The sequence below is a fragment of the bacterium genome (assembly GCA_024224155.1).
Taxonomy (GTDB): Bacteria; Acidobacteriota; Thermoanaerobaculia; order Multivoradales; family JAHEKO01; genus CALZIK01.
In genome coordinates this window covers 1-20036 of the sequence record JAAENP010000096.1, presented here as the reverse complement: position 1 = coordinate 20036, position 20036 = coordinate 1, and the positions used below count along the sequence as shown (strand labels likewise).

General features: G+C 63.5%; 10 protein-coding genes. 6 read left to right on the top strand and 4 right to left on the bottom strand.

The window, feature by feature from the left end; all coding sequences use genetic code 11:
• Both GY769_05750 and GY769_05745 read right to left on the bottom strand, forming a co-directional pair.
• The coding region (locus GY769_05750) for a sulfatase (GenBank protein ID MCP4201424.1) at window positions 1-1093 on the bottom strand (1093 nt) is incomplete at its 3' end.
• A complete protein-coding gene (locus tag GY769_05745; protein ID MCP4201423.1) occupies window positions 1093-2850 on the bottom strand; it encodes a VWA domain-containing protein in 1758 nt (585 codons plus the stop codon). The genes GY769_05745 and GY769_05750, both read right to left, overlap by 1 nt.
• A gap of 195 nt (window positions 2851-3045) precedes the next feature.
• On the opposite strand from GY769_05745, the gene GY769_05740 reads away from it, so the two are divergent.
• Both GY769_05740 and GY769_05735 read left to right on the top strand, forming a co-directional pair.
• A complete protein-coding gene (locus GY769_05740) occupies window positions 3046-4752 on the top strand; it encodes a CRTAC1 family protein (GenBank protein MCP4201422.1) in 1707 nt (568 codons plus the stop codon).
• Complete coding sequence (locus tag GY769_05735; GenBank protein MCP4201421.1) at window positions 4749-6731, top strand: tetratricopeptide repeat protein; 1983 nt, start codon at window positions 4749-4751, stop codon at window positions 6729-6731. Before GY769_05740 ends, GY769_05735 begins: the two co-directional genes overlap by 4 nt.
• A gap of 129 nt (window positions 6732-6860) precedes the next feature.
• On the opposite strand, the gene GY769_05730 is transcribed toward GY769_05735, so the two are convergent.
• Together GY769_05730 and GY769_05725 are read right to left on the bottom strand one after the other, a co-directional pair.
• Entirely contained in the window at window positions 6861-9011 is a 2151-nt protein-coding gene (locus GY769_05730) for a tetratricopeptide repeat protein (GenBank protein ID MCP4201420.1), read from the bottom strand.
• Window positions 8957-10582: a CRTAC1 family protein gene (locus GY769_05725; GenBank protein ID MCP4201419.1), complete on the bottom strand. Its 1626-nt coding sequence runs from the start codon at window positions 10580-10582 to the stop codon at window positions 8957-8959. Before GY769_05725 ends, GY769_05730 begins: the two co-directional genes overlap by 55 nt.
• Window positions 10583-11228: 646 nt before the next feature.
• Between GY769_05725 and GY769_05720 the strand changes: the two genes are divergently transcribed.
• From GY769_05720 to GY769_05705, 4 genes are all read left to right on the top strand, one after another.
• Complete coding sequence (locus tag GY769_05720) at window positions 11229-14255, top strand: TonB-dependent receptor (GenBank protein ID MCP4201418.1); 3027 nt, start codon at window positions 11229-11231, stop codon at window positions 14253-14255.
• Window positions 14256-14352: 97 nt separating this feature from the next.
• Window positions 14353-16272 carry a VWA domain-containing protein gene (locus tag GY769_05715; GenBank protein ID MCP4201417.1) on the top strand — a complete coding sequence of 640 codons (1920 nt, stop codon included), beginning with the start codon at window positions 14353-14355 and terminating at the stop codon, window positions 16270-16272.
• Window positions 16269-18464 carry a hypothetical protein gene (locus GY769_05710; GenBank protein ID MCP4201416.1) on the top strand — a complete coding sequence of 732 codons (2196 nt, stop codon included), beginning with the start codon at window positions 16269-16271 and terminating at the stop codon, window positions 18462-18464. The genes GY769_05715 and GY769_05710 overlap by 4 nt, the downstream gene beginning before the upstream one ends.
• Entirely contained in the window at window positions 18464-19633 is a 1170-nt protein-coding gene (locus tag GY769_05705; GenBank protein MCP4201415.1) for a VWA domain-containing protein, read from the top strand. Before GY769_05710 ends, GY769_05705 begins: the two co-directional genes overlap by 1 nt.
• Window positions 19634-20036 lie beyond the last annotated feature (403 nt).

Here is a 20036-nt window from a genome sequence, read left to right as displayed (position 1 = left end):
CCAGGATTCCCGTGCGTGGAGCCCAGTTCTTGGCGTCGACGCCGGCGAGGCTCTCGAAGTACAGACTCGGTTCCGGTCTTTCGGCGCCCTCGAGTAGGGGAACCAGGCTACCGCCGTCGAAGTCCCCCGGCTCCAGACCGCAGAGCTCGGCCAGGGTCGGCGCCACCTCGACGATCCCGACCGGGTCCGGAATCACTCGACCACCGGACAGACCTTCAGGTGCGTAGACGATGAGCGGCACCCGGAGGGTTTCGTTGTAGGTCAGCAGGCCGTGCCCCTCTTCGACATGCTCGCCGAAGGCCTCGCCGTGATCAGAGGTGACCACGATCAGAGTCGAGTCGAGGAGCCCCGACCCTTCGAGATTGGCGAGGATCTTGCCGACCTGGTAGTCGACGAAGGCGATCTCTCCGTCGTAGGGCGATTCCGGGAACCGCTCCGCGTAGGGAGCCGGCGGGTCATAGGGCAGGTGGGGATCGTAGAAGTGAATCCAGGAGAAGAACCTGCGGGGCTTGGCCCGGCCGCTGTGCTCCTTGGTTTTCCAATCGGCCAGCCAGGCCGAGAAGCGCCGATAGGTCTCATCGGCTCGGATCTCGCTGGTGAAGCGAAAGAGGTTGTCACCCAGGTCGAGCGAGTCCTCGTACTCGTCGAAGCCCTGATCGAGCCCGAACTTCGAGGTCAGCACATAGGCGGATACGAAAGCCGCGGTATCGAAATCGCGGTCCCGGAACTGCTCGGCGAGAGTCACCGCGGCTTCGTCGAGATAGTGAACGCCGTTGATGCGAACCCCGGTGGTGAAAGGGTACTGGCCGGTGAAGAGTGTCGAGTGCGTGGGAAGGGTGAGCGGCACCGGGCTGTAGGCGTTCTCGAAGCGCACGCCCTCAGCGGCGAGTCGGTCGAGGTTCGGCGTTTCGGCGTGGTCGTAGCCGTAGGATCCGAGCCGGTCAGCTCGGAGCGTGTCGATGGTGATTAGGAGGAGGTTGTGGTCGGAGAAGTCCAATTCGGGGGCGGCGACGCGGCAGGACAGGACCAGGAGGAGTGGGAGGATCGCAGCGGCCGCCAGGGCCGCCGCCGCGAGGCTTCGCAGTCTCGACATCAAGACCCCGCGCGCACCAGTTGGCGCACGAACGAGGTGTCGTCGGACAGGTCGTCACGCACGCCGATCGCTACGATATGAGAACCTGGGTGCATCAGGATCTCGGCTTCGTAGACGAACTCTTGTCCTCGGGCCGTCTCGACGTCGGTGTTCGGAATATTGATCGGCACGGGTGTCTGCGAAACCGGGGACATGGTCCGGTCTTCGTTCATCACGGCTACCGAAACGCGCACGGCGCCCCGGTGGGTGTCACCTTGAGGAATCAGTGCGATCTGGCCCAGCGGAATCCGCACCAGTAGCGGGACCAGGTAGCGAGCGGTGCCACTCGGTTGGCTCCTGCCGGTCTCGAAACGGATGCCGAGTGGGTTCTTCTCGATTCCGTGAAGAAGAGCGGCCAAGGTACCCTCGTTCATCCGGACTTCGGGGCTCTTGTCGCGGTAGCCGGCGCGGTGTCTCACCTCGAGGCCCTTGCGCCTCACTTTGACTTCGATCTCATGGTAGCGCCCGGGGACGGCGTGGACCGGCGCATATCCGAGCGAGTAGTAGTTGCGAAAGTCCTGCCCGATCTTGTCGAAGGCGCCGTCGAAGTTGTTGGTGTTCAGCGCGAAGAGACCACCCGTATCGTGAGCCATTTGCACCAAGGGCTCTTCGCGGTTGCCGTCCCTCATCACGTCGGCCTCGATAATCGAGGTCTCTCGCTGTCCGTATTCCGCCGAAAGCGATTCATGGGAGGTCAAGCCGGCGGCCTCTACCGTGTAGAAGCTGACCCGGTTGGCGTTGGCGTGGGCGGTCAGCTCGTTGAACCGTCGCCGAGTTCTATATCTCGTCGCGATCATCGGAGCCGTGGTATTGCCCTTGTATGTTTGGTCGATAAGGTGGAAGAGGTCTTCGGCCGGCGTCATCGGAATCCCATCGCTGACATAGAGCAGTGCCTTGCGACCCGGAAGTCCGGCCAGCGAGCTCACCACTTCGCGCAGGGCTTCGATGCTCTGGGTCAGATCGTTGTGAAGAGACTTGGCGTAGAAGTCGACGTGGGATATCGCCTCGGAGGCACTCCGGGAGCTGTCGATCCTGTTCAAGAGGTCTCGACGCTCGGTGCGCTGCTGCACGCCGAAAGCGGTCATCTCCCTGAGATTTTCCATCTCGCGCAGAACCGCTTCGTGATGGGTCGTAAAAGGGTGCCGTATGTGCAGCGAGCGCTCGAAGGAAGCGAGCATGACGCTGTCTTCCGATCCGACGCGCTCGAACACGAAACGGCGGACATGGTCTATGAGCTTGTTGCGATTGAACGGGCGCAGGAACAGGTTGTCGAAGTAGATGACCAGGTGAAGCTGTTGGTCCTCGACGGTCGCCAAAAGCGGCAGTGGGGTGGCGGGAGCAGTTTCTGATGGCTTTTCGGCCTCGACCGTCGGCCGAGTCGGGCGGCCGCCCTTGACCGCGTAGAAGTTGGTGATTTCGACGGGCCTTCCATCCTCGAAGAGCTCGAAGTCGTCTTTCGTGAGTCCGCTGATCCGGGCACCGGTCTTGTCGGTTACGAAGACGTCGACATTCACCACGTTGACGTCGATCGACTCCACGAACAGGTCGTCCTGCGTCGGCTCAGCGGTCGAGGCCGATACGGTTGGGCTCGGAGGAGGAGACTCCTGGGCAGTGGCCGGCAAGATCGAGAGACAGATTCCTACGGCAGCCGCCAGGAAAAAGGGGGGCATCGGGCGAAGCGCCCTGAAGTTGATGATCGGCGAAACGGGATGAAGCATGATGTCGTTTCAGGAGGTGCGCCGACGACCCGGCACTACAATATAACCGAGACTCGTGGCGCCGCTTTGCTGGGCACGGTCCCCCACGCGACATCCGAAAATCGCTATAGCTGCCAAGTCATGTTTTCGACACGTCGTACTCGCGCACACGATCGTTCTACGCTGGAGACCGGCCGTAGGTTTGTCGGGCCTGCAATGTTGCTTGCTCTGGTCATGGCCGGTAGCGATCTGGTCGGTGCACAGCTGACGCCGGCAGGTGGCGAAGAAGGGATCTTTCGAGAGCCGGCCGACTCGGCATTTGACTTCGTTCACTTCAACGGCGCCGCGGGCGACTACCTGATGCCCGAGATCACCTGCGGCGGCGTGGCTCTGTTCGACTACGACCTCGACGGCGACCTGGACGTCTACATGGTTCAGGGGAATATGCTGATTGAAGGCAGGCCTGAAGACGCGTTTTTTCCGCCACCCGCGGGCACGGTGCTCCAGGATCGTTTTTATCGAAACGACCTCGAAGTCGCCGAGGACGGCCGGAAGACGCTGCGGTTTGTCGACGTCACCGCTGAGAGCGGCTTGCTCGCGCCCGGATACGGCTGCGGCGTGGCCGTGGGAGATTTCGACAACGACGGCTGGCCGGATCTCTACATCGCCAACGTGAACTCCAATCAACTGTTCAAGAACCAGGGAGACGGGACTTTCGTAGACGTCACTGTGCCGAGCAAAACCGACGACCCGCGGTGGAGCGTTCCAACTCTCTGGTTCGACTATGACCTGGATGGCTGGCTCGATCTCTTCGTCGGGACCTATCTCGAGTATGACCAGTCGCTCGAGAAGGTCTGCCGGACCGGTACCGGTGCCAGGGACTACTGCAACCCGGCCGCCTATGCCGGTTTGCCCGATCGGCTTTTTCGCAACCAGGGAGACGGGACCTTCGAGCAGGTACCCCTGGGCTCGGAGCGGGATCCCATCCCCAGTAAATCGCTGGGAGCGGTGGCGGGCGACTTCAATGGCGACTCTCTGCCGGATCTCTACGTCACCAACGACGGGGTCGCCAATCAGCTCTGGATACAGCAACCGGGAGGCGGCTTCGAAGACGAGGCGCTCTTGGCCGGTTGCGCGCTCAACCGGCAGGGCCGTCCGGAGGCCAGCATGGGCGTGGACGCCGGCGACTTCGACGGCGACGGTGATCTCGACCTCTTCATGACTCACCTGTCGGGCGAGACCAACACTCTCTATTTGAACGACGGCCACGGCAACTTTCAGGACGCCACGGTGACCGCCGGCCTGGGGCCACCCAGCTGGAGCTTTACCAGTTGGGGTATGGCCTGGGCGGACTACGACAACGATGGCCGGCTCGATCTGGCGATCGTCAATGGCGCGGTGCGGGCGATCGAAGAGCTGGCCAACCGGGGTGAGCGGTATCCGTTCCATCAGCCCAACCAGCTGTTTCACAGCGAAGGTGATTGGCGCTACTCGGATGTTACGGCCCAGGCCGGCCCGGCGTTTGCCCTTTCCGAAGTCAGCCGTGCCTTGGCGAAAGGGGATCTCGACAACGATGGCGACATCGACCTTGTCCAGGTTAACAACGGCGGTCCGGCTCGCGTTCTGGTCAACTCGGTCGGCAGTGACCAGCACTGGCTCGGGGTGCGGTTGGCCGGACACGGGGGCGTACAGGAGATGTACGGGGCTCGTCTGGAGCTCATTCCGGACGGGGCCTCACCGAGTTGGCGCTGGGTCAGGGCGGACGGCAGCTTCGGAGCCTCGAACGACGCGCGTGTTTTGTACGGTCTGGGCCGGGAAGCCGGCCAAGCGAGCCTGGCGATTCACTGGCCGGCGGGAGGAAGCCGAGTTGTGCGACTAAAGGCGACCGATCGCTATTTCACATTCTGGGATGGAAAACGATGAGATCTAGGCACTGGGTCGGAACTGAGGTTGTTTTGGTTTTGCTTGCCGTCTGTGCTCCGGCTCTGGGAACGGTTGCGGGCTTGGACCAGGGGGAAGGGCCGGCTTCGGCGGTATTCGTCGTGCCGCGTCCCGATCTCAGCGCGATGCAGAAAAGCCCTCGCGAGCGGATCGAGACGCTGCAGACCTCGATCGAGATGGCGCTAGCCGCGGGCGATCGTGATTCCCGCGAGTTGCTGGAGGCCTTCGGCTTTCTGGGATTACTTTTTCACTCCGCCTCGATGCGGGACGCCGCCGAGATCTGTTACCAGAATGCGCGCACGCTGGCGCCGGACGACGGGCGTTGGTCCTACTATCTGGGCCTGGTCCTCAACACCAAGGGAGATCTCGAGGGCGCGGTCGCGAGCTACCGCGAGTCGATCCGTCTCGAGCCGGAGCGCACGGCGACCCGGATTAGACTGGGCGAGGTTCTGCTCGAGCTCGGCCGGCTCGAGGAAGCGCGGGTCTACTTCGAGACCGTGGAACGAATGGAGAGCGACACCGAGGCCGCCATGTTCGGCTTGGGGCGGGTAGCCGGATTCGAAGGCGATCATGAGCGCGCCGTCGAGCTGTTCGAGGCCGTCCTCGAGAAGCAGCCGGAAGCCAGCGCGGTGCACTATCCCCTTGCTCAGGCCTACCGCGGCCTCGGACAGGCAGACAAGGCCAAGCAACACCTCGAGATGAGAGGCGATCGGCGGGTCTACTTTTCGGATCCGCTCGGCGACATGCTGGTTTTAACCGGCAAGAACGCAGCACTCCAGGTGGTCGGCGATCTTGCCGCCGAATCGGATTTCTCCGAGGACAGCTTCCTCGGCTTCGTGCTGTCGCAGTTCGGTGAAGTGGCAGGCGCCGCCGAGCAGTTGGAGAAGGTCCTCGAATATCTCGAGCAATCGGGAACGGCCACCCAGACCCAGCTGGCTCGAGTCCACTACGCTGCGGGAACCCTCTTTGGGGGGCAGGGCCAAGACGAGTCGGCAATTCTTCACTTGGAGCACGCAGTCGAGGGCGATCCCGGACTCAGGGACGCTCGTGTCAGACTGGGCAACGCGCTGGCCAGGAGTCTCCGATTCGAGGAGGCATTGAAGCAGTTCGATCGCGCGCTCGAGACGCGAGCGGATGACCCGGAGGTGCTTGCCAGGCGAGCTTCGGTGCTGGTCAGCCACGGACGACTCGAAGATGCTCGAGCCGACTTGCTGCGGGCCGTGGAGCTGGATCCGGCGAATCCACGAGGATGGCGCCTTCTGGCGGGAGTCGAGGAGCGCCTGGGCGAGGGGGAGAGCGCTGCGGCTCGTCTGACGCACGCCATCGAGCTCGCCACCGAAGATGAGGTGCGGATGCCTCTACACAAAGAGCTCGGTGACCTCTACTACCGTGAACAGCGCCCCGATGAGTCGGCGCGCGAGTACTTGAAGGCGCTGCGCATAGACGAAGGCTATGTGCCGGCCCTCGAGCGACTCGCGGCGTTGCTCGGACAGCTGCGCGAGTACGATGCCGCGGCGCAGACCTACAACAAGTGGATCGTGCGCGAGCCGATGCGCATCGAGCCCCGGGTGGGAGAAGCCACGGCGCTCATCCTGGGAGGACGACTGGCAATGGCGCGAGACCGTCTCGAAGCCGGGCTTGTCGACTTGCCGGACAACCTCGACCTCAAGGACATTCTTGCGCGCCATCTCGCCGCGTCTCCGGATCCCGCGGTCCGCGACGGCGAGCGCGCTTTGGAGCTGGCCCTCGAGCTCTACGAACAAGTTCCGACGCCTCAAAGCATCGAGACCCTGGCCATGGCACACGCCGAGGCCGGTGCCTTCGACCAAGCCGTCACCTGGCAGAAGCGGCTGATCGACGGCGCCGACGAAGAGGTCTCTCTGGCCCAGCTCGATCTCTGGCGCCGGAATCTGGCCCGCTACGAGAACCGGCTGACCTGCTGTTCGCTGCCGACCCCGTAAATCGGGGACACCATTCCTTGGTGTCCCCTCCCGACTGACCGCTACAACCTCAGACGGGGCCTGTAGCGGTCAAGCTCCGTCTCGACCGTCTTCCAGACATTCACCGGCGATCGGCCCCGCCAGGGAGCTCTACTTCAGGGCTGCGTCAAGAATCTCCTGCGGAGAAGAAGCGACCCAAGCCCTGCCAGCTGCGAGCTCTACCAACTTAGCTTGTAGGTCTCGTACCAAGGCCTCGTCTCCGTGGACTCTCGCTTCCCCGATAAGGCTCGCTTGCAGCGAGGCCGCGCGTTCGAGGTCGCCGCTCGCGGCGTATGCGAGTGCCAGCGTCTCGCGGATCCGCAGTCCATCGACATTTTCGGCCAGGCGTTGGGCCACCGCGAGCGCCAGATCCCCGTCACGAACGCCGGTGTCGGGAGCGGTCGCCAGCAGCCGCGCCTGAAGATGGGCCAGCCGAGCGTCGAGCGAGAAGATCCGCAAGGCCTCGTTGAGCCGGACTCGAGCGTGACCGTAACGGCTCATCAGGACCAGGCAGACGATCTCGCCGTGCCGAGCGCCGGCGTGGCGCCGCTCCGCTTCGATCACCCGCCGGAAGTCCGCCACGGCCTCGTCGCAGCGTTCGAGGTGCCCGAGGACGGTGCCTCGTTGGAAGAGCGCGGCAATGCTGTCCGGGTGTTCCTTGAGTGCCTGGGAGAGGTAGCGCAGTGCCTCTTGGTGCCGGTTCTGGGTTACCGCGGTGGTCGCCATCTGAACGAGCTCTCGGACGCGAGCCGGATCCTCGGACGCACTGGCTGTTCGACGATCGACTTCTCTCCGCTCCCGCGCGGCTCTCTGAGGGTAGCCGAGGCGCTCGAGGGCGTCGGCATGGCGTGAGCGCAGGCCCAGGTCATCGGGGCGCAGCGCGACGGCACGCTCGAAGTCTTCGAGGGCCTCGGCTCCGCGGTCGAGATTTACCAGCGCGGTCGCGCGCCGGACCAGAATGTCGGGCGCGAGTTCCGGATGGGATTCGAGTACCGAGGTGTATTCGGGCAACGCCGCCTCGAAGCGTCCGACCCGGGCGAGCGCGTTGGCCAACTTCATGCGCACGTCGGGCTGATCGGGCTCCAGGCGCAGCGACTCCTGGAAATGCGTGACCGCATCGACGTCCCGCCGATCGAGCGCCTTGAAGCCGCCGAGCACGCGATGGAGCTCGGCTCGCTCCTGCGCGTCCTTGGCCGGGTCGCCGGTAGTTCCTTCAGTCAGACCGGCCTCGAGCGAGCCGATCGCGCCGTCGAGGTCGCCGAGTTGCTGCAGTGCGAAGCTCCGGGATCTGTAGGCGCCGAAGTTCGTCGGCTCCTTCTCCAGAGCGCGCTCGTAGGCGGCGGCCGCGACCTCGTAGTTCTGGTCCTCGAGAGCCTCGCCCGCTTGAATCAGAAAGAACTGGGCGGACTCGCCGGCGACCGCGAGCGGGGAGATGATCGGATCGGGAATTGAAACCGGCGCGTCTCCGCTGAGCTCGAGCTCGCGCTTCGCTTCTTCTGTCCTGCCGGAGCGTTGATACGCCTGGCCGAGCGCATAGCGCAGGCTGCTCGCGTTCGGCTGCTGTTCGAGAGCCCGGGTGAAGTGCTCGACGGCGGCGGGGAAGTCGCCCCGGGCCACGGCGATCTTGCCCAGCCCCTCGGAAGCGGCGGCCGAGGGCTCGACGGCGAGGGATTTCTCGAACCAGGTCTGAGCCGAGTCGTGGTCGCCGAGATCGAAATAGGCTCGGCCGAGACGGAGTATTGCCGAAAGGAAATCCGGCCGCAGCTCGAGGCTCTGCTCGAAGAAGGCGACCGCCTCCTCGAGCTCGCCGCCAAGCTTGTGGGCGTAACCGAGAAGGTAGAGCCAGCGGAAGTCATCGGGCGCAAGCCGCCTGGCGTTCTCGAAACAGACTTCCGCCGCCTGGACGAAATCGTAGAGCACGTAGACCAGGCCGAGGTCGCCATAGGCCTCGGCGGTGGCCGGGGCGTCTTGAATCGCAGCGGGCTCCTCGACGCGAGCCCGGTGCTCGCGAACCTGTTCCTGGACGGCGGTGTCGGTGCCGGCGAGGCTGGGGTGGGGGATCTCCAGCAGGTCGAAGGCGTCGAGTCGACTTTCCGGATCGGGAGCCCTGCCTCGATCGCATCCGCCGAGCGCGAGCATGGCGAGCGCCAGCAGATAAGCAAGACGGCGATTGGCGTACTTCACACGAGGCGGGGCGAAGTCGACGCCTAGGCCGGTCCTTGAAAGGCCCGGGTGTAGCGCTCGGTTGGGACGTTCGGCCACACCGTGATCCTACCGTCGGTCCACAGGATCCGCAGGCCGAAGTCCTCTTCGGAGGCGCCGAGTCCGAAGAGGAGCCGCGGGTCGTTGGCCGCGCAGTAGTTGCCTTCGATTCGCACTCTGCCCCAAAGATACGAAGCTCCGGCACGAAGCAGGGTTGCGCGCGTGTCCGGCATGTCACGGGGTGGAGTGCCCGCCTGGAGCTGGACGCCGAGCCAACTGCGATCCTGTCCGACGTTGTTGATCAACAGCCTGGCGGGCCCGTTGTTGTTGACCACGGCCACGTCCGTGTCGCCATCGTTGTCGACGTCTCCGAGAAGCGCTCCCCGGCTGACCTCGGACAGGGCAAAGACCTCGCCGGCGATGTCGCTCACCTCTTCGAACCGGCCGTCTCCCACGTTGTGAAAGAGTTGGTTGAGCTCGTGGATCGGATAGGGGTCGTCGGTGCGTGCCAGCGACTCGATCTTCCGGACGGCGCCGTTGACCGCGATCAGATCGAGCCAGCCGTCGTTGTCATAGTCGAGAAACCCGGTGCCGAAGGAGGTGTGGGCACGACTCGGCGCGGCCAATCCTGTCGCGGCGGTATGGTCCCTGAAGAGGCCCTGTCCTTCGTTGAGGAACAGGGTGTTGGATTCGGCGACTATATGGGTCATGAAGAGATCGAGATCGCCGTCGCGGTCGAAGTCGGCGGCGTCCACTCCCATGCTGCCTTCCGCCTTGCCGTTGGCGTTGACCGAGCAACCCGAGATCAGGCCGTTCTCGGAGAACGTACCGTCTTGGTTGTTGATCCATAGGCTGTTTGGCTCGCCGTCGTTGGCAACGTAGATGTCCGGCCAACCGTCATCGTCTAGATCGGCGGCAATCGAGCCCAGCGCGGGACGAGCGCCGCTTTCCGAACCGCCGCCAGCCCCGCCGGCCAGGCCGGCAGCTGCGGTCACGTCTTCGAAAGTCCCGTCACTCCGGTTGCGGTAGAGCCGATCCGGCTGAGGGACATAGCTCGACGGTCCGCAGAAATCGGGGGCCCCGGTGAGGTCTCGACAGAAGACCGGATCGTCGAACGGGAAGTCGACGTAGTTGCCGGAGAACAGATCGAGCCAGCCGTCGCGGTCATAGTCGAAGAATGCCGCGGGCACGCTCCAGCCCGGGTCGCCGACTCCCGCGCGTTCGGTGACATCCACGAACGTTCCGTCGCCGGCGCTGCGCAGCAACTGGTTGGGTCCCAGATTGGTCAGATAGAGGTCGACCCAGCCATCGTTGTCGAAGTCGCCGGCCGCCACGCCGACTCCGTATCGAGTCGTCGTTTCGAGGCCGCTCGACTCGGTCACGTCGGTAAACTGCAGCACGGGTCTCCCGCGGGAGTCGTGCGCCAGGTCGTTACGGTAGAGGCGGTCGGTCAGCGGTAACGGGTGCTGGGCGGGAAAGGTGGCGTCCTTTGCGGTCTTGCCGGGTTCGAGCATGCGGCCTTGCACCAGGTAGAGGTCGAGATCTCCGTCGTTGTCGTAGTCGACCAGCGCGCCACCGGGGCTGATCACCTCGGCCATGTAGTACTGGCCGGACATGCCGTTGAAGTGCACGAAGTCGATCCCGGCGGATCGGGAGACCTCGGAGAAGATTCCCTCCGGCGATCTCGCGGAGGCGGTTGGTCCGGGATCGACTTCGTTCGAGCCGCCGGGCTTGCCGCAGCTCCAGGTCAGCGACAGGCAAGCAAAGCTAACTACGGGGTACCAAGCTCGTTTGGTTTTGGGCCGGCTGTTTTCGAGACGACACGCCCGAAAGGGTAGCACGCAATCTGCGCCCGCGAGCCACTCATCCGGGTCGTCGATGCCTCCGAGATACGTTCTATTGAATCCTCGGCGTACAGTTTTTTGAGTTGCGCATTTGGAGGAAGTCGGTGGATCTGCACATTCAGGTTCGGTCGCTTTGATGCCGTCGTTATAAACCTTTTGGCATGTGCAGATCCGAGTTCAGCAATGGCTTTTCGGTGGGTCGTTTACGGTTCTGAAACCTTGGCCCTTATCTTGCGTTGTACAAGGACCGAGCTTCAATGTCGGCGACCACGCCGCACGATTCCATGAACAGATTGCACAAGCAAACCGGTCGAGCCACTACCTACATGGGTAGCTCCAACCTGCGCCCCTGGGCGGCTGGGTGGGATCGGCTTCGACCTGTGTCCATAAACCGTGCCCGAGGTGAGCGGGCCACACTTTCGAGGCGGAAGCCATGTTGAGATGGAGAGGACTCCCGCTGGCCTGGACGGCGGCCCTGGCAGTCTTGCTTTTGGCGTCAGGCGCTATGGCGCAGGTCGCAACCGGCGAGCTGACGGGCCGCGTGCAGGACGAGTCGGGTGATCCACTACCCGGCGTGACCATGACCGCCACGTCGGAGAACCTTCAAGGCACTCGCGTGGTTGTCGCAGACGGCAACGGCAACTACAAGATGCCGTTTCTGCCGGCGGGCAGCTACACGGTCACCTATGAGCTGGAAGGCTTCGCCACCGGTGTCCGGGAGGTGAAGATCAACGCCGGTCAGAGCACCCGTTCGGATCCTGTGACCATGCAGCTATCCGCGGTCGAAGAAGAGATCGTGGTTACCGCTGAGCTGGAGACGATTTCCAAGAGCATCACCGGTGCCGCCACCGTCGAGCAGAGTGAGGTGGAGCAGCTGGCGGTTCGCAGGACCATGCGAGAGGCAGCGATGCTGGCTCCTGGCGTCCACACGACCGCGCTCGGTACCGAAGAAGCTCCGCGAGTCACGATCTCCGGAGCCATGTCGTTCGAGAATCTGTTCATCATGAACGGTGTGGTCATGAACGAGAACGTTCGCGGCCAGGCCTTCGACCTCTTCATCGAGGACGCGATCGAAGAAACCACCGTTTCGGCGTCGGGAATCTCGGCGGAGTACGGCCGGTTCACCGGTGGCGTGGTCAACGCGATCAGTAAGTCCGGTGGCAACCAGTTCGAAGGCTCGCTGCGAGTGAATCTCGAGAACGACGACTGGAGAGGCTCGAACCCGCTCTCACCCGAGCGCAAGGACGACATCACCGAGACGCTCGAGGCAACACTGGGTGGCTACGTCGTCAAGGACCATGCATGGTTCTTCGGCGCCGCTCGCGACACCGAGTCTTCTGAGAACCAGCAGACTCGCGCCGTGACCAACATTCCCTTCGACCGCACTGACACTGAGGAGCGGATGGAGATCAAGGCAACGGTGTCGCCACACTCGAGCCACAGCATCATCGGTTCCTATTTCGAGATCGATGAGGCGCAGAACAACCAGGGCTCGTTCACCTTTATCGACTTGGCGAGTCTCAACAACCGGACTCTGCCGCAGGAGATGCTGACGGCGAACTACACCGGAATCCTGACCTCGAGCTTCTTTGTCGAGGCGCAGTATTCCGAGCGCGAGTTCCTGTTCGAGGGCAGCGGTTCCAAGACCACCGATCTGCTGACCGGTACCTTGATGCGTCGCAACGGCACCAGCCATCGCTGGCATTCGCCGACGTTCTGCGGTGCCGGCCCGCCTCGGTGCCCGCCTGAAGAGCGGAGCAACGAGAACATCCTGGTGAAGGGCTCTTACTTTCTGAGCACGAACGCCGGCACGCACGATCTCGTTTTTGGCTACGACACGTTCGACGACATCCGCTTCACGATCAATCGCCAGACCGGTAGCGACTACACGGTCTGGGCGGACGACATCGTGGTCGACGCCAACAACAACATCTTCTCGGTGATTCCGAGTGGTGGAGCGAGCTCGATCGGCTATTGGGCCGTGTTCAACGAGGACCTGGCTCAGCCCAACAATTTCACCACCAACTCGCTGTACGTCAACGACTCGTGGCAGGTCAACGACAAGCTGAGCCTGAATATCGGCGTCCGCTACGATGAGAACGACGGCCAGAACGGCTCGGGCGTCACCGTGGCTGACGACAGCAAGATCAGCCCGAGATTAGGGTTCAACTACGACCTCAGGGGTGACGGCGATCTGACTCTCCACGGAGGTTTTGCGACCTACGTCGCGGGTATCGCCAACACGCAGGCCGACCAGTCGAGCTCGGGTGGCGCCATCGGTCTGTTCGAGAGCGAGTACCATGGTCCGGCGATCAACACCGGCGATGACTGCATTGTCAACTTCAACTGCGTCTCGACCGAGGATGCGCTCCAGATTCTGTTCGATTGGTACTTCGCCAATGGCGGGCTGGCCACTCCGGATGGTGACATCTCGGCGCTGCTTCCGTTGCTGCTCAGCATTTCGATTCCGGGCCTCAACACGGTGGTCCCGGATACGGTCAAATCGCCTTCGGTGCAGGAGATCTCCTTCGGCGTAAACAAGCGACTGGGCACGAAAGGCCTGTTCAGGGCCGATCTTGTGCTGCGCGAGTGGGAGGATTTCTACTCCAACAGGACCGACACGACTCTGGGAACCGTCAGCGACCCGCTCGGGCTCGTCGAGCTCGATCTGACCCACGTCGGCAACTTCGACGACGGCCTGAAGCGCGAGTACATCGGTCTCCACACCCAGTTCCGGTACCGGTTCAGTGACAAGTTCACATTCGCCGGGAACTACGCGTGGTCCGAGTTGACCGGCAATTTCAACGGCGAGACTTCGGGCAGCGGTCCGGTGTCCAGCGCCGCACTCGAGTTTTATCCCGAGTACATCGATGCGAGCTGGCATCTGTCCGACGGTAAGCTTCTCGATGACCAGACGCACCGACTGCGTGTTTGGGGTGTCTACGACATCTTCGACAGCGAGAGTCAGAGCCTGAGCGTGAGTCTGCTGCAGAATTTCTTCTCCGGCACGCCTTACGGAGCCGGCGAGGACATCAACACGACGTCGTTTGTCACCAACCCCGGTTACATCACGCCGGACAACTCACGGCAGTACTGGTTTACAGCTCGCGATGCGTTCAGAACCGACGACATTCTGAGCACGGATATTTCGCTCAACTATGCCTTCCATTGGCAGGCGTTCGGCTCGGAGCTGGAGGTCTTTGTCCAGCCCGAGGTGACCAACGTGTTCAACGAGGACGGCGTCATCGACCTGTTCGGTCGAAAGGACAGCAACGGTGTCAGTACGCAGCGCAGAACCTCGAGTGGGTGCCCAGGGGGCTGCCAGCTGTTCAACCCGTTTACCACGACCCCAGTCGAAGGAACACACTGGGCGTTGCGGGATGGTTTCCACGATCCCCAGAATCAGGATGACTTCCAGCCGCCGCGGACCTACCGCGTGTCGGTCGGCTTCCGGTTCTAGGGCCCGCTGGATTCTCTAGTGTTCCCAGCCCCGGCCCTTGTGGCCGGGGCTTCTTTCTGATGTCGTGGGGATGTCGGCTAAAGGTCTCGATGATTCGATGAAGCAAGCTTCGAGAGCAAGACCAGCTCTGCTTGGCCTCGCGTCACTTGTCCTCGCTTCGCCTCTGCTTTCCCCGGCGCTCGAGGCGCAGGGCGATCTCTTCTTCGACACGGTCGACGTCCAGGTCGTGACCGTCGAGGTGATCGTCACCGATCGAGACGGCGCGCCGGTAAGCGGTCTGACCAGAGGGGATTTTTCCGTCTTCGAAGACGGCCGCCAGGTCGAGCTGACCAACTTCCTCGAAGTGATCGAGGGCCGGGTCGTGACCGGGGCCGCTCCCGGCAGCGGGGAAGCGATCGATATCGCGTCATCGAGTCGCATGCCCGACACCCGGCAGCTTCAATTGGTCGTCTTCATGGACAATCTCAACCTTCGACCCGAGACGCGCAACCAGATCTTCGGGAACCTGCGCGACTATCTCGGCAAGCGGCTAGCCTCCGACGACCGCGTGATGTTGGTTGCGGCCGATGGCGGCGTGGAGATCGTGCAGCCGTTCACCAGCGACCCGGTGGAGTTGCTGACGGCGCTCGACCGTTTGGACAACGAAGTCGGGCGGCACGCGCCGTTTGATGCCGAGTACCGAATGCTGATGCGTAACCTCCAGACCGCGAGCGTTGCCCAGCAAAGCGAGAGTCAAGCCGATTCGGGGTTCGCTTTCGAGTCGGCGGTGATCGAGGCCGAGAGATTGGCGAAGGACATCCAGACGCTTGCAGAGCGTCGTTTTCGGCGGGTGCAGGAGACGACCCGGGTGCTGGCCGAGTTCACCAAGACACTGGCCGGGATGAAGGGCCGCAAGGCCGTGCTTTACGTCAGCGACGGCATTCCGGTTCGAAGCGCGGAATCCCTGGTCGAAGCCTGGATGGGCAAGTACGAAGGCTGGATGCAGCAGACCGGTCAGTTACAGCTCTTAAATCAGCTGACTTCGTTGACGGGTCTCGAGTTCGACGCGAGCCGAGAGTTTCGTCAGCTGGTCGAGATCGCAAATGCCAACCGGGTGGCCTTCTACCCGCTGGCGGCTCCGCCGCGCGGCACGGCGGGACAGGTGTCGGCCGAGGTGCGCGGAAGCGCCTCGGCCGGAGGCAGGGGGCCGTCCTCTCTCGACGTCACCACGGTCGAGAACTTCAATCGTTCGGATTCACTTCTGCGAATGGCCGGGGGAACCGGCGGTCTCGCCTACACGCGGAGCATCAACATAGGAGATCTCATCGGCCAGATGAAACAGGATTTCACCAGCTTCTATTCCTTGGGCTACCAGCGTCCGCTCGAAGTCGAGGATGGGTCAAAGGGGAAGAACGAGAAGAAGAAGACGGGAGATGAAGCGCTCACCCACGAGCTCGAGGTCAAGGTCAGGCGCGAAGGACTCAAACTGCGTTACCTAAAGAGCTACCAAGAGAGAGAGCCGATGGATCTGCTGCACGACCGAACCTTGACCGCGCTGCACTACGGCGTCGAGAACAACACGCTTGGAGTGAGGCTCGAGGCCGGAGAGGCCGTCAAGACAGGCAAGGTCTACGAGGTCCCGCTCATGGTTCAGATACCCTTCCAGAGATTGCTCCTGCTGCCCCAGGAGAAGCAGCACGTGGGCGAAGTGAGGCTTCTCGTGGCTGCTCGGGATGAGCGGGGCGGACTTTCTCCCGTTCAACAGATCGAGATTCCAGTCAGGATCCCTAATGACCAGATGGGCCGAGCAATGTCCGGCGCGGCTGCCTACACCATGAGGCTGCAAATGAAGCGTGGCCGTCAGAGAGTCGCGATAGGCGTGCGCGACCAGCTGGCACAGGTCGACGCCACCCTGAACTTCGAGCTGGATGTCGGTGCTGACGGAGCGGCGGAGGTCGCACCGCCAAACCCGGAGTCGGAAACGCCCGTGCAACCGGCTCTGCTCGAGTCCGTTGAATCCGGCGCACTTCAGAATTGAGCTACCGTCACCTTACGGCTTGCACGCTGGCGGCTGCACTGGCGGCGAGCCCGTCCTCCGCGCAACCGTCGGGCTTCCCCGAGGCTGACGCCGCCGCGCCGGATCCGCTTTTGCCGGAGCTCTCGATCGAGGCCCCGAGCCCTTTCGAAGCAGGGACGACGCTGGACTCGCATCCACTGCGTGGAGTGCGCCCCGAGGTGATCAACCAGATCCTCACCGCGGAAATCGGCGGAGAGATGGCGATCGAAGCGTTGGCGGTGCCGCTGCCGGGAGTCGTCGGCAACGAGCCACTGGTTGCTCTTTTCGTCGAGATCGACGGGCCGAGCTTTCTGGGTCACAACCAGGCCGACGTGGCACGTGTCGAGGTCTACGCCTATGCGTTGGCACCGGCCGGACGGGTCGCAGGATACCTGGCCGAGGTCTTCGCAGCAGACGTCGGCGAGCTCGGAGAGAAGATCTGGCAAAGCGGACTGAAGTTCTTCGGCGCCCTGTCTCTTGCTCCCGGGCAGTACGAGCTCAGAGTTCTGGCTCGCAACTATCAGTCGGGAGCTTTCGGGTTTCGTCATATCAATGTCGCGGTTCCAGAGCCGGAGGGAGAACCGCCGGCAGGTTCGATCCCGCCGCCCCTCTTCCCGGGCCCGACGTCTCGAGACTCGTGGCTGGCGGTCCGGGGCCGGAGTGAGCGTAGCCAAAAGGCATTCTCGCCCTATCCTTTAGTAGTCGGTGACCGCTCGATCAGTCCGGCCGCCAGGGCCGTGCTGGTCGCCGGGGGTCCGGCTGAAGCGTACGTCTTCGACCTGAGCCTCGCCGAAGTCGACACCACGGCTACGGTCAAGGTCGAGCTCTTCGAGGAAGGAGAGAAGGGCGGGCGTGTGGGCACCAGCGACGCGGAGCTGGTCCAGGCCGGTCAGGAACTGCTCTCGGTCCGATTCGTCTCCCCGGAGGTTTCCCCCGGGCGTTATCTTCTGCGCTTGGTGATCGACGGGAAGGCGGGTCTCAGCCGTGTCTCCGCCTCGGTTCCCGTCGTGTTGACCGGAGGTGGTTCGCGCGATCGCGAGCTCCTGTGGAGTGACCTGCGGTCGTTGCTCGCGGGATCGGCGCTACGGACGACGCCGACCGAGGTCTCGACCGAAAGTGGTGTGGTTGCCGGCGGTTCTTCGAAGAGGCGAAGCAGTGGGCGAGCTGTCCGGAGGCTGGCAAAGCGCTATCGTGCCGCTCTCGCCGAGCTGCGGGAGGGCTCATTCGAGACCGCTCGTGTGGCCCTCTTCGAGCTCGAATCGGAGGTTCTTGCCGGTAGCAGCCAGGAGTCCTTCAAACACCTGCGGGCCGCCGAGCTCTTGGTAGCGAAGGAGTTGATAGAGAAAGATCATGACTTGGCGCTGCCCATCCTCGTGCTGCACGCGGAGCTCGGCGAGGTCTACCGTGACAGGACACTGTTCTCACTGGCGGGGCACGCGCGAGTGACGGTCGAGACCGTTGCCGAGCTGCATGCCGAGCATGGCGGGTCTCTCGATCTCACGGCCGCGGCTCTTGCGCTGGAGGCTGGGCGTCTTCAGCAGGCTCGGCTACCGGCTGCGAGCCGGCGGCTTTTTGCCCGAGCGCTCGAGCACGACCCGGACAATGCGGCAGCGCTACTGGGGCTTGGCGCGAGCCTCGAGAGGTACGGGGCCTACTCGCAAGCCATCGGCTTCCTGGAGCAGCTGGTCGCAGCGCGGCCGGACTTCGGCCAGGCTGTGCTTCGACTCGCGATCAACCACCTCCGTGTGGGCCGGTTGGGGCGAGCTCAGGGGCTGCTGGTGAAGATCGTAGAAGGGCAGGGTGGGGACTGGGTCGCTGCTCTCGCCTGCCAGGAGTTGGCTCGGGCCCTCCTGATCGCCGGCGACGCTGAGGGCGGGCTGCTGCTGCTCGAGACCGCGTTGGAGAGAATGCCCGAGCAGTGGGAGCTTCGGTTGCTTCTAGCTCACATATACGACCGAACAGGACGCGCCGAGCGGTCGCTCGGCGAGCTTCTCCAGGTCGGAACCTCGTCGGAGCAGGGACGCGGCTCGGCGCGATACCGATATGACCAGTGGCCCCAGGAGACTCTGGAAGAGGCTCGGGAGCTTCTCGCTGCTTCCGCCTTGCGCGCCTCGTCTCGGCTCGCCGAAGTCGTGGTCGGCGACGGTGGTGACGCCGGGTCGGAGGGTCGGTAGTGCGCGCGCTCTTTGTTGGCATTCTGGGCATCTTGATGCTCGTTCTGGACGCCGGTGTGGCGGCCGGCGTCGAGATCACCTTTCTGGCCCCTGCCGCGGGAACGCCGCTCTTCGGCGAGGTCGAGTTCGTGGTCGAGGTTCTGCCGGTCGAAGAGGTGGAGAAGGTCGAGTTCTACGTCGACGACGAGCTGGTGGGTGTGGTGAATTCGGTTCCTTATTCGCTGGTCGTCGATGTCGGTGAGCAGAACCGCGAGCATGAGATCAGGGTGCGCGTCAGCGACAGCTCCGGCGGGACCACCGAGAGAGGAATGGTCAGCCCGCCGATCCGGATCGATGACCGAATCGACGCAGAGCTCCAGCAGCTCTACGTCACGGTCCTGCGGGACGGCGAGCGGGTCTTGGACCTCGAGCGCCAGGAGATCACGATCCTCGACCAGGGGGACGAGCAGGAAACGGTCACCTTCAGCCGCGGCGACCTGCCGCTCGCTTCGGTAGTCCTGGTCGACGCGAGCTCGAGCATGAAGGGCCGGCGGCTGCGCTTTGCGTTGGGTGCCGCGGCGGACTTCGCGCGTAGTGCGCGGATCGACGATGAGATCTCGATTCAGCTGTTTTCGGATCGGTTGCTCTATGCCAGCCCGTTCTCGAACGATGTGGCGACTTTGACGGCAGGGCTGGCGAACGTCGAGGCTGACGGGGGGACCGCGCTGAACGACCATCTCTATCGGTCGATCAAACTGCTCGAAGCCCGCCAGGGGCGCCGGGTGGTGATCTTCCTCTCGGACGGCATCGACAGCCACAGCGTCTTGCGGATGCCGCAGGTGTCCTGGCTGGCCCGGCGGGGCCGGGCAATGATCTACTGGATCCGTGTCGATCCGAGTGACATGACCGAGTCGCGCTACTCGGCCTGGAAGGACCCGGATCAGTACCGCAGCGAGTATCGGCGACTCCAAGAGACGGTTGCCGAGACCGGGGGCCGGGTGGTTACCCTCGAGCGGATCGAAGACGCCGAGCAAGCGGTCCGAGAGATCCTGACCGAGCTGCGCGAGCAGTACGCTCTCGGGTACTACCCGTCGGTGCGCCGCGGTGATGGCAGCTGGCACAAAGTGAATCTCAAGGTGCGGCGCGCCGACGTCAGTGTGCGCGCGCGCGGCGGCTACATCGATTACTAGCGGACGTGGCCCGTAGCGGCCGAGCTCCGCTTGCCCTAGAGCGAAGCGAAGAGTCTCGACCGTCGTACGCTCACCGACGATTCCCCGATGTGGACTACCGATAGAAGGCCGCCGGTGCCCTCCTTTCGCTCGCACGGAGAGGCTTCGCTCCAGGGGGCACGCGGGCCGGCCTTTCAACCGATGGGCGCTTGCGGCGAGCCCCCTAGCCGCCTGCCTGCCGAATCGGCTGATCCTCAGCGCGTCTTGGTCTCGATGCAAAAAGCCGGTCTCGGCCTTGCCGGCGCGAAGCCGTTCGAGGCGGTGCGAGGATCCGGCGTGGTCGAGTGGCGGGTGAGGCGAGGACCAGCGATTTGCCCGCACCGCAGCGGAGTGCTCGGTACAGCGGTTCCTGATCGAAGCAGGT

Bases quoted from the DNA above. Each gene is read 5' to 3' on its own strand.
- GY769_05745 (MCP4201423.1), bottom strand. From the start codon at position 2,850: ATGCTTCATCCCGTTTCGCCGATCATCAACTTCAGGGCGCTTCGCCCG.
- GY769_05740 (MCP4201422.1), top strand. From the start codon at position 3,046: ATGTTGCTTGCTCTGGTCATGGCCGGTAGCGATCTGGTCGGTGCACAG.
- GY769_05735 (MCP4201421.1), top strand. From the start codon at position 4,749: ATGAGATCTAGGCACTGGGTCGGAACTGAGGTTGTTTTGGTTTTGCTT.
- GY769_05720 (MCP4201418.1), top strand. From the start codon at position 11,229: ATGTTGAGATGGAGAGGACTCCCGCTGGCCTGGACGGCGGCCCTGGCA.
- GY769_05715 (MCP4201417.1), top strand. From the start codon at position 14,353: ATGAAGCAAGCTTCGAGAGCAAGACCAGCTCTGCTTGGCCTCGCGTCA.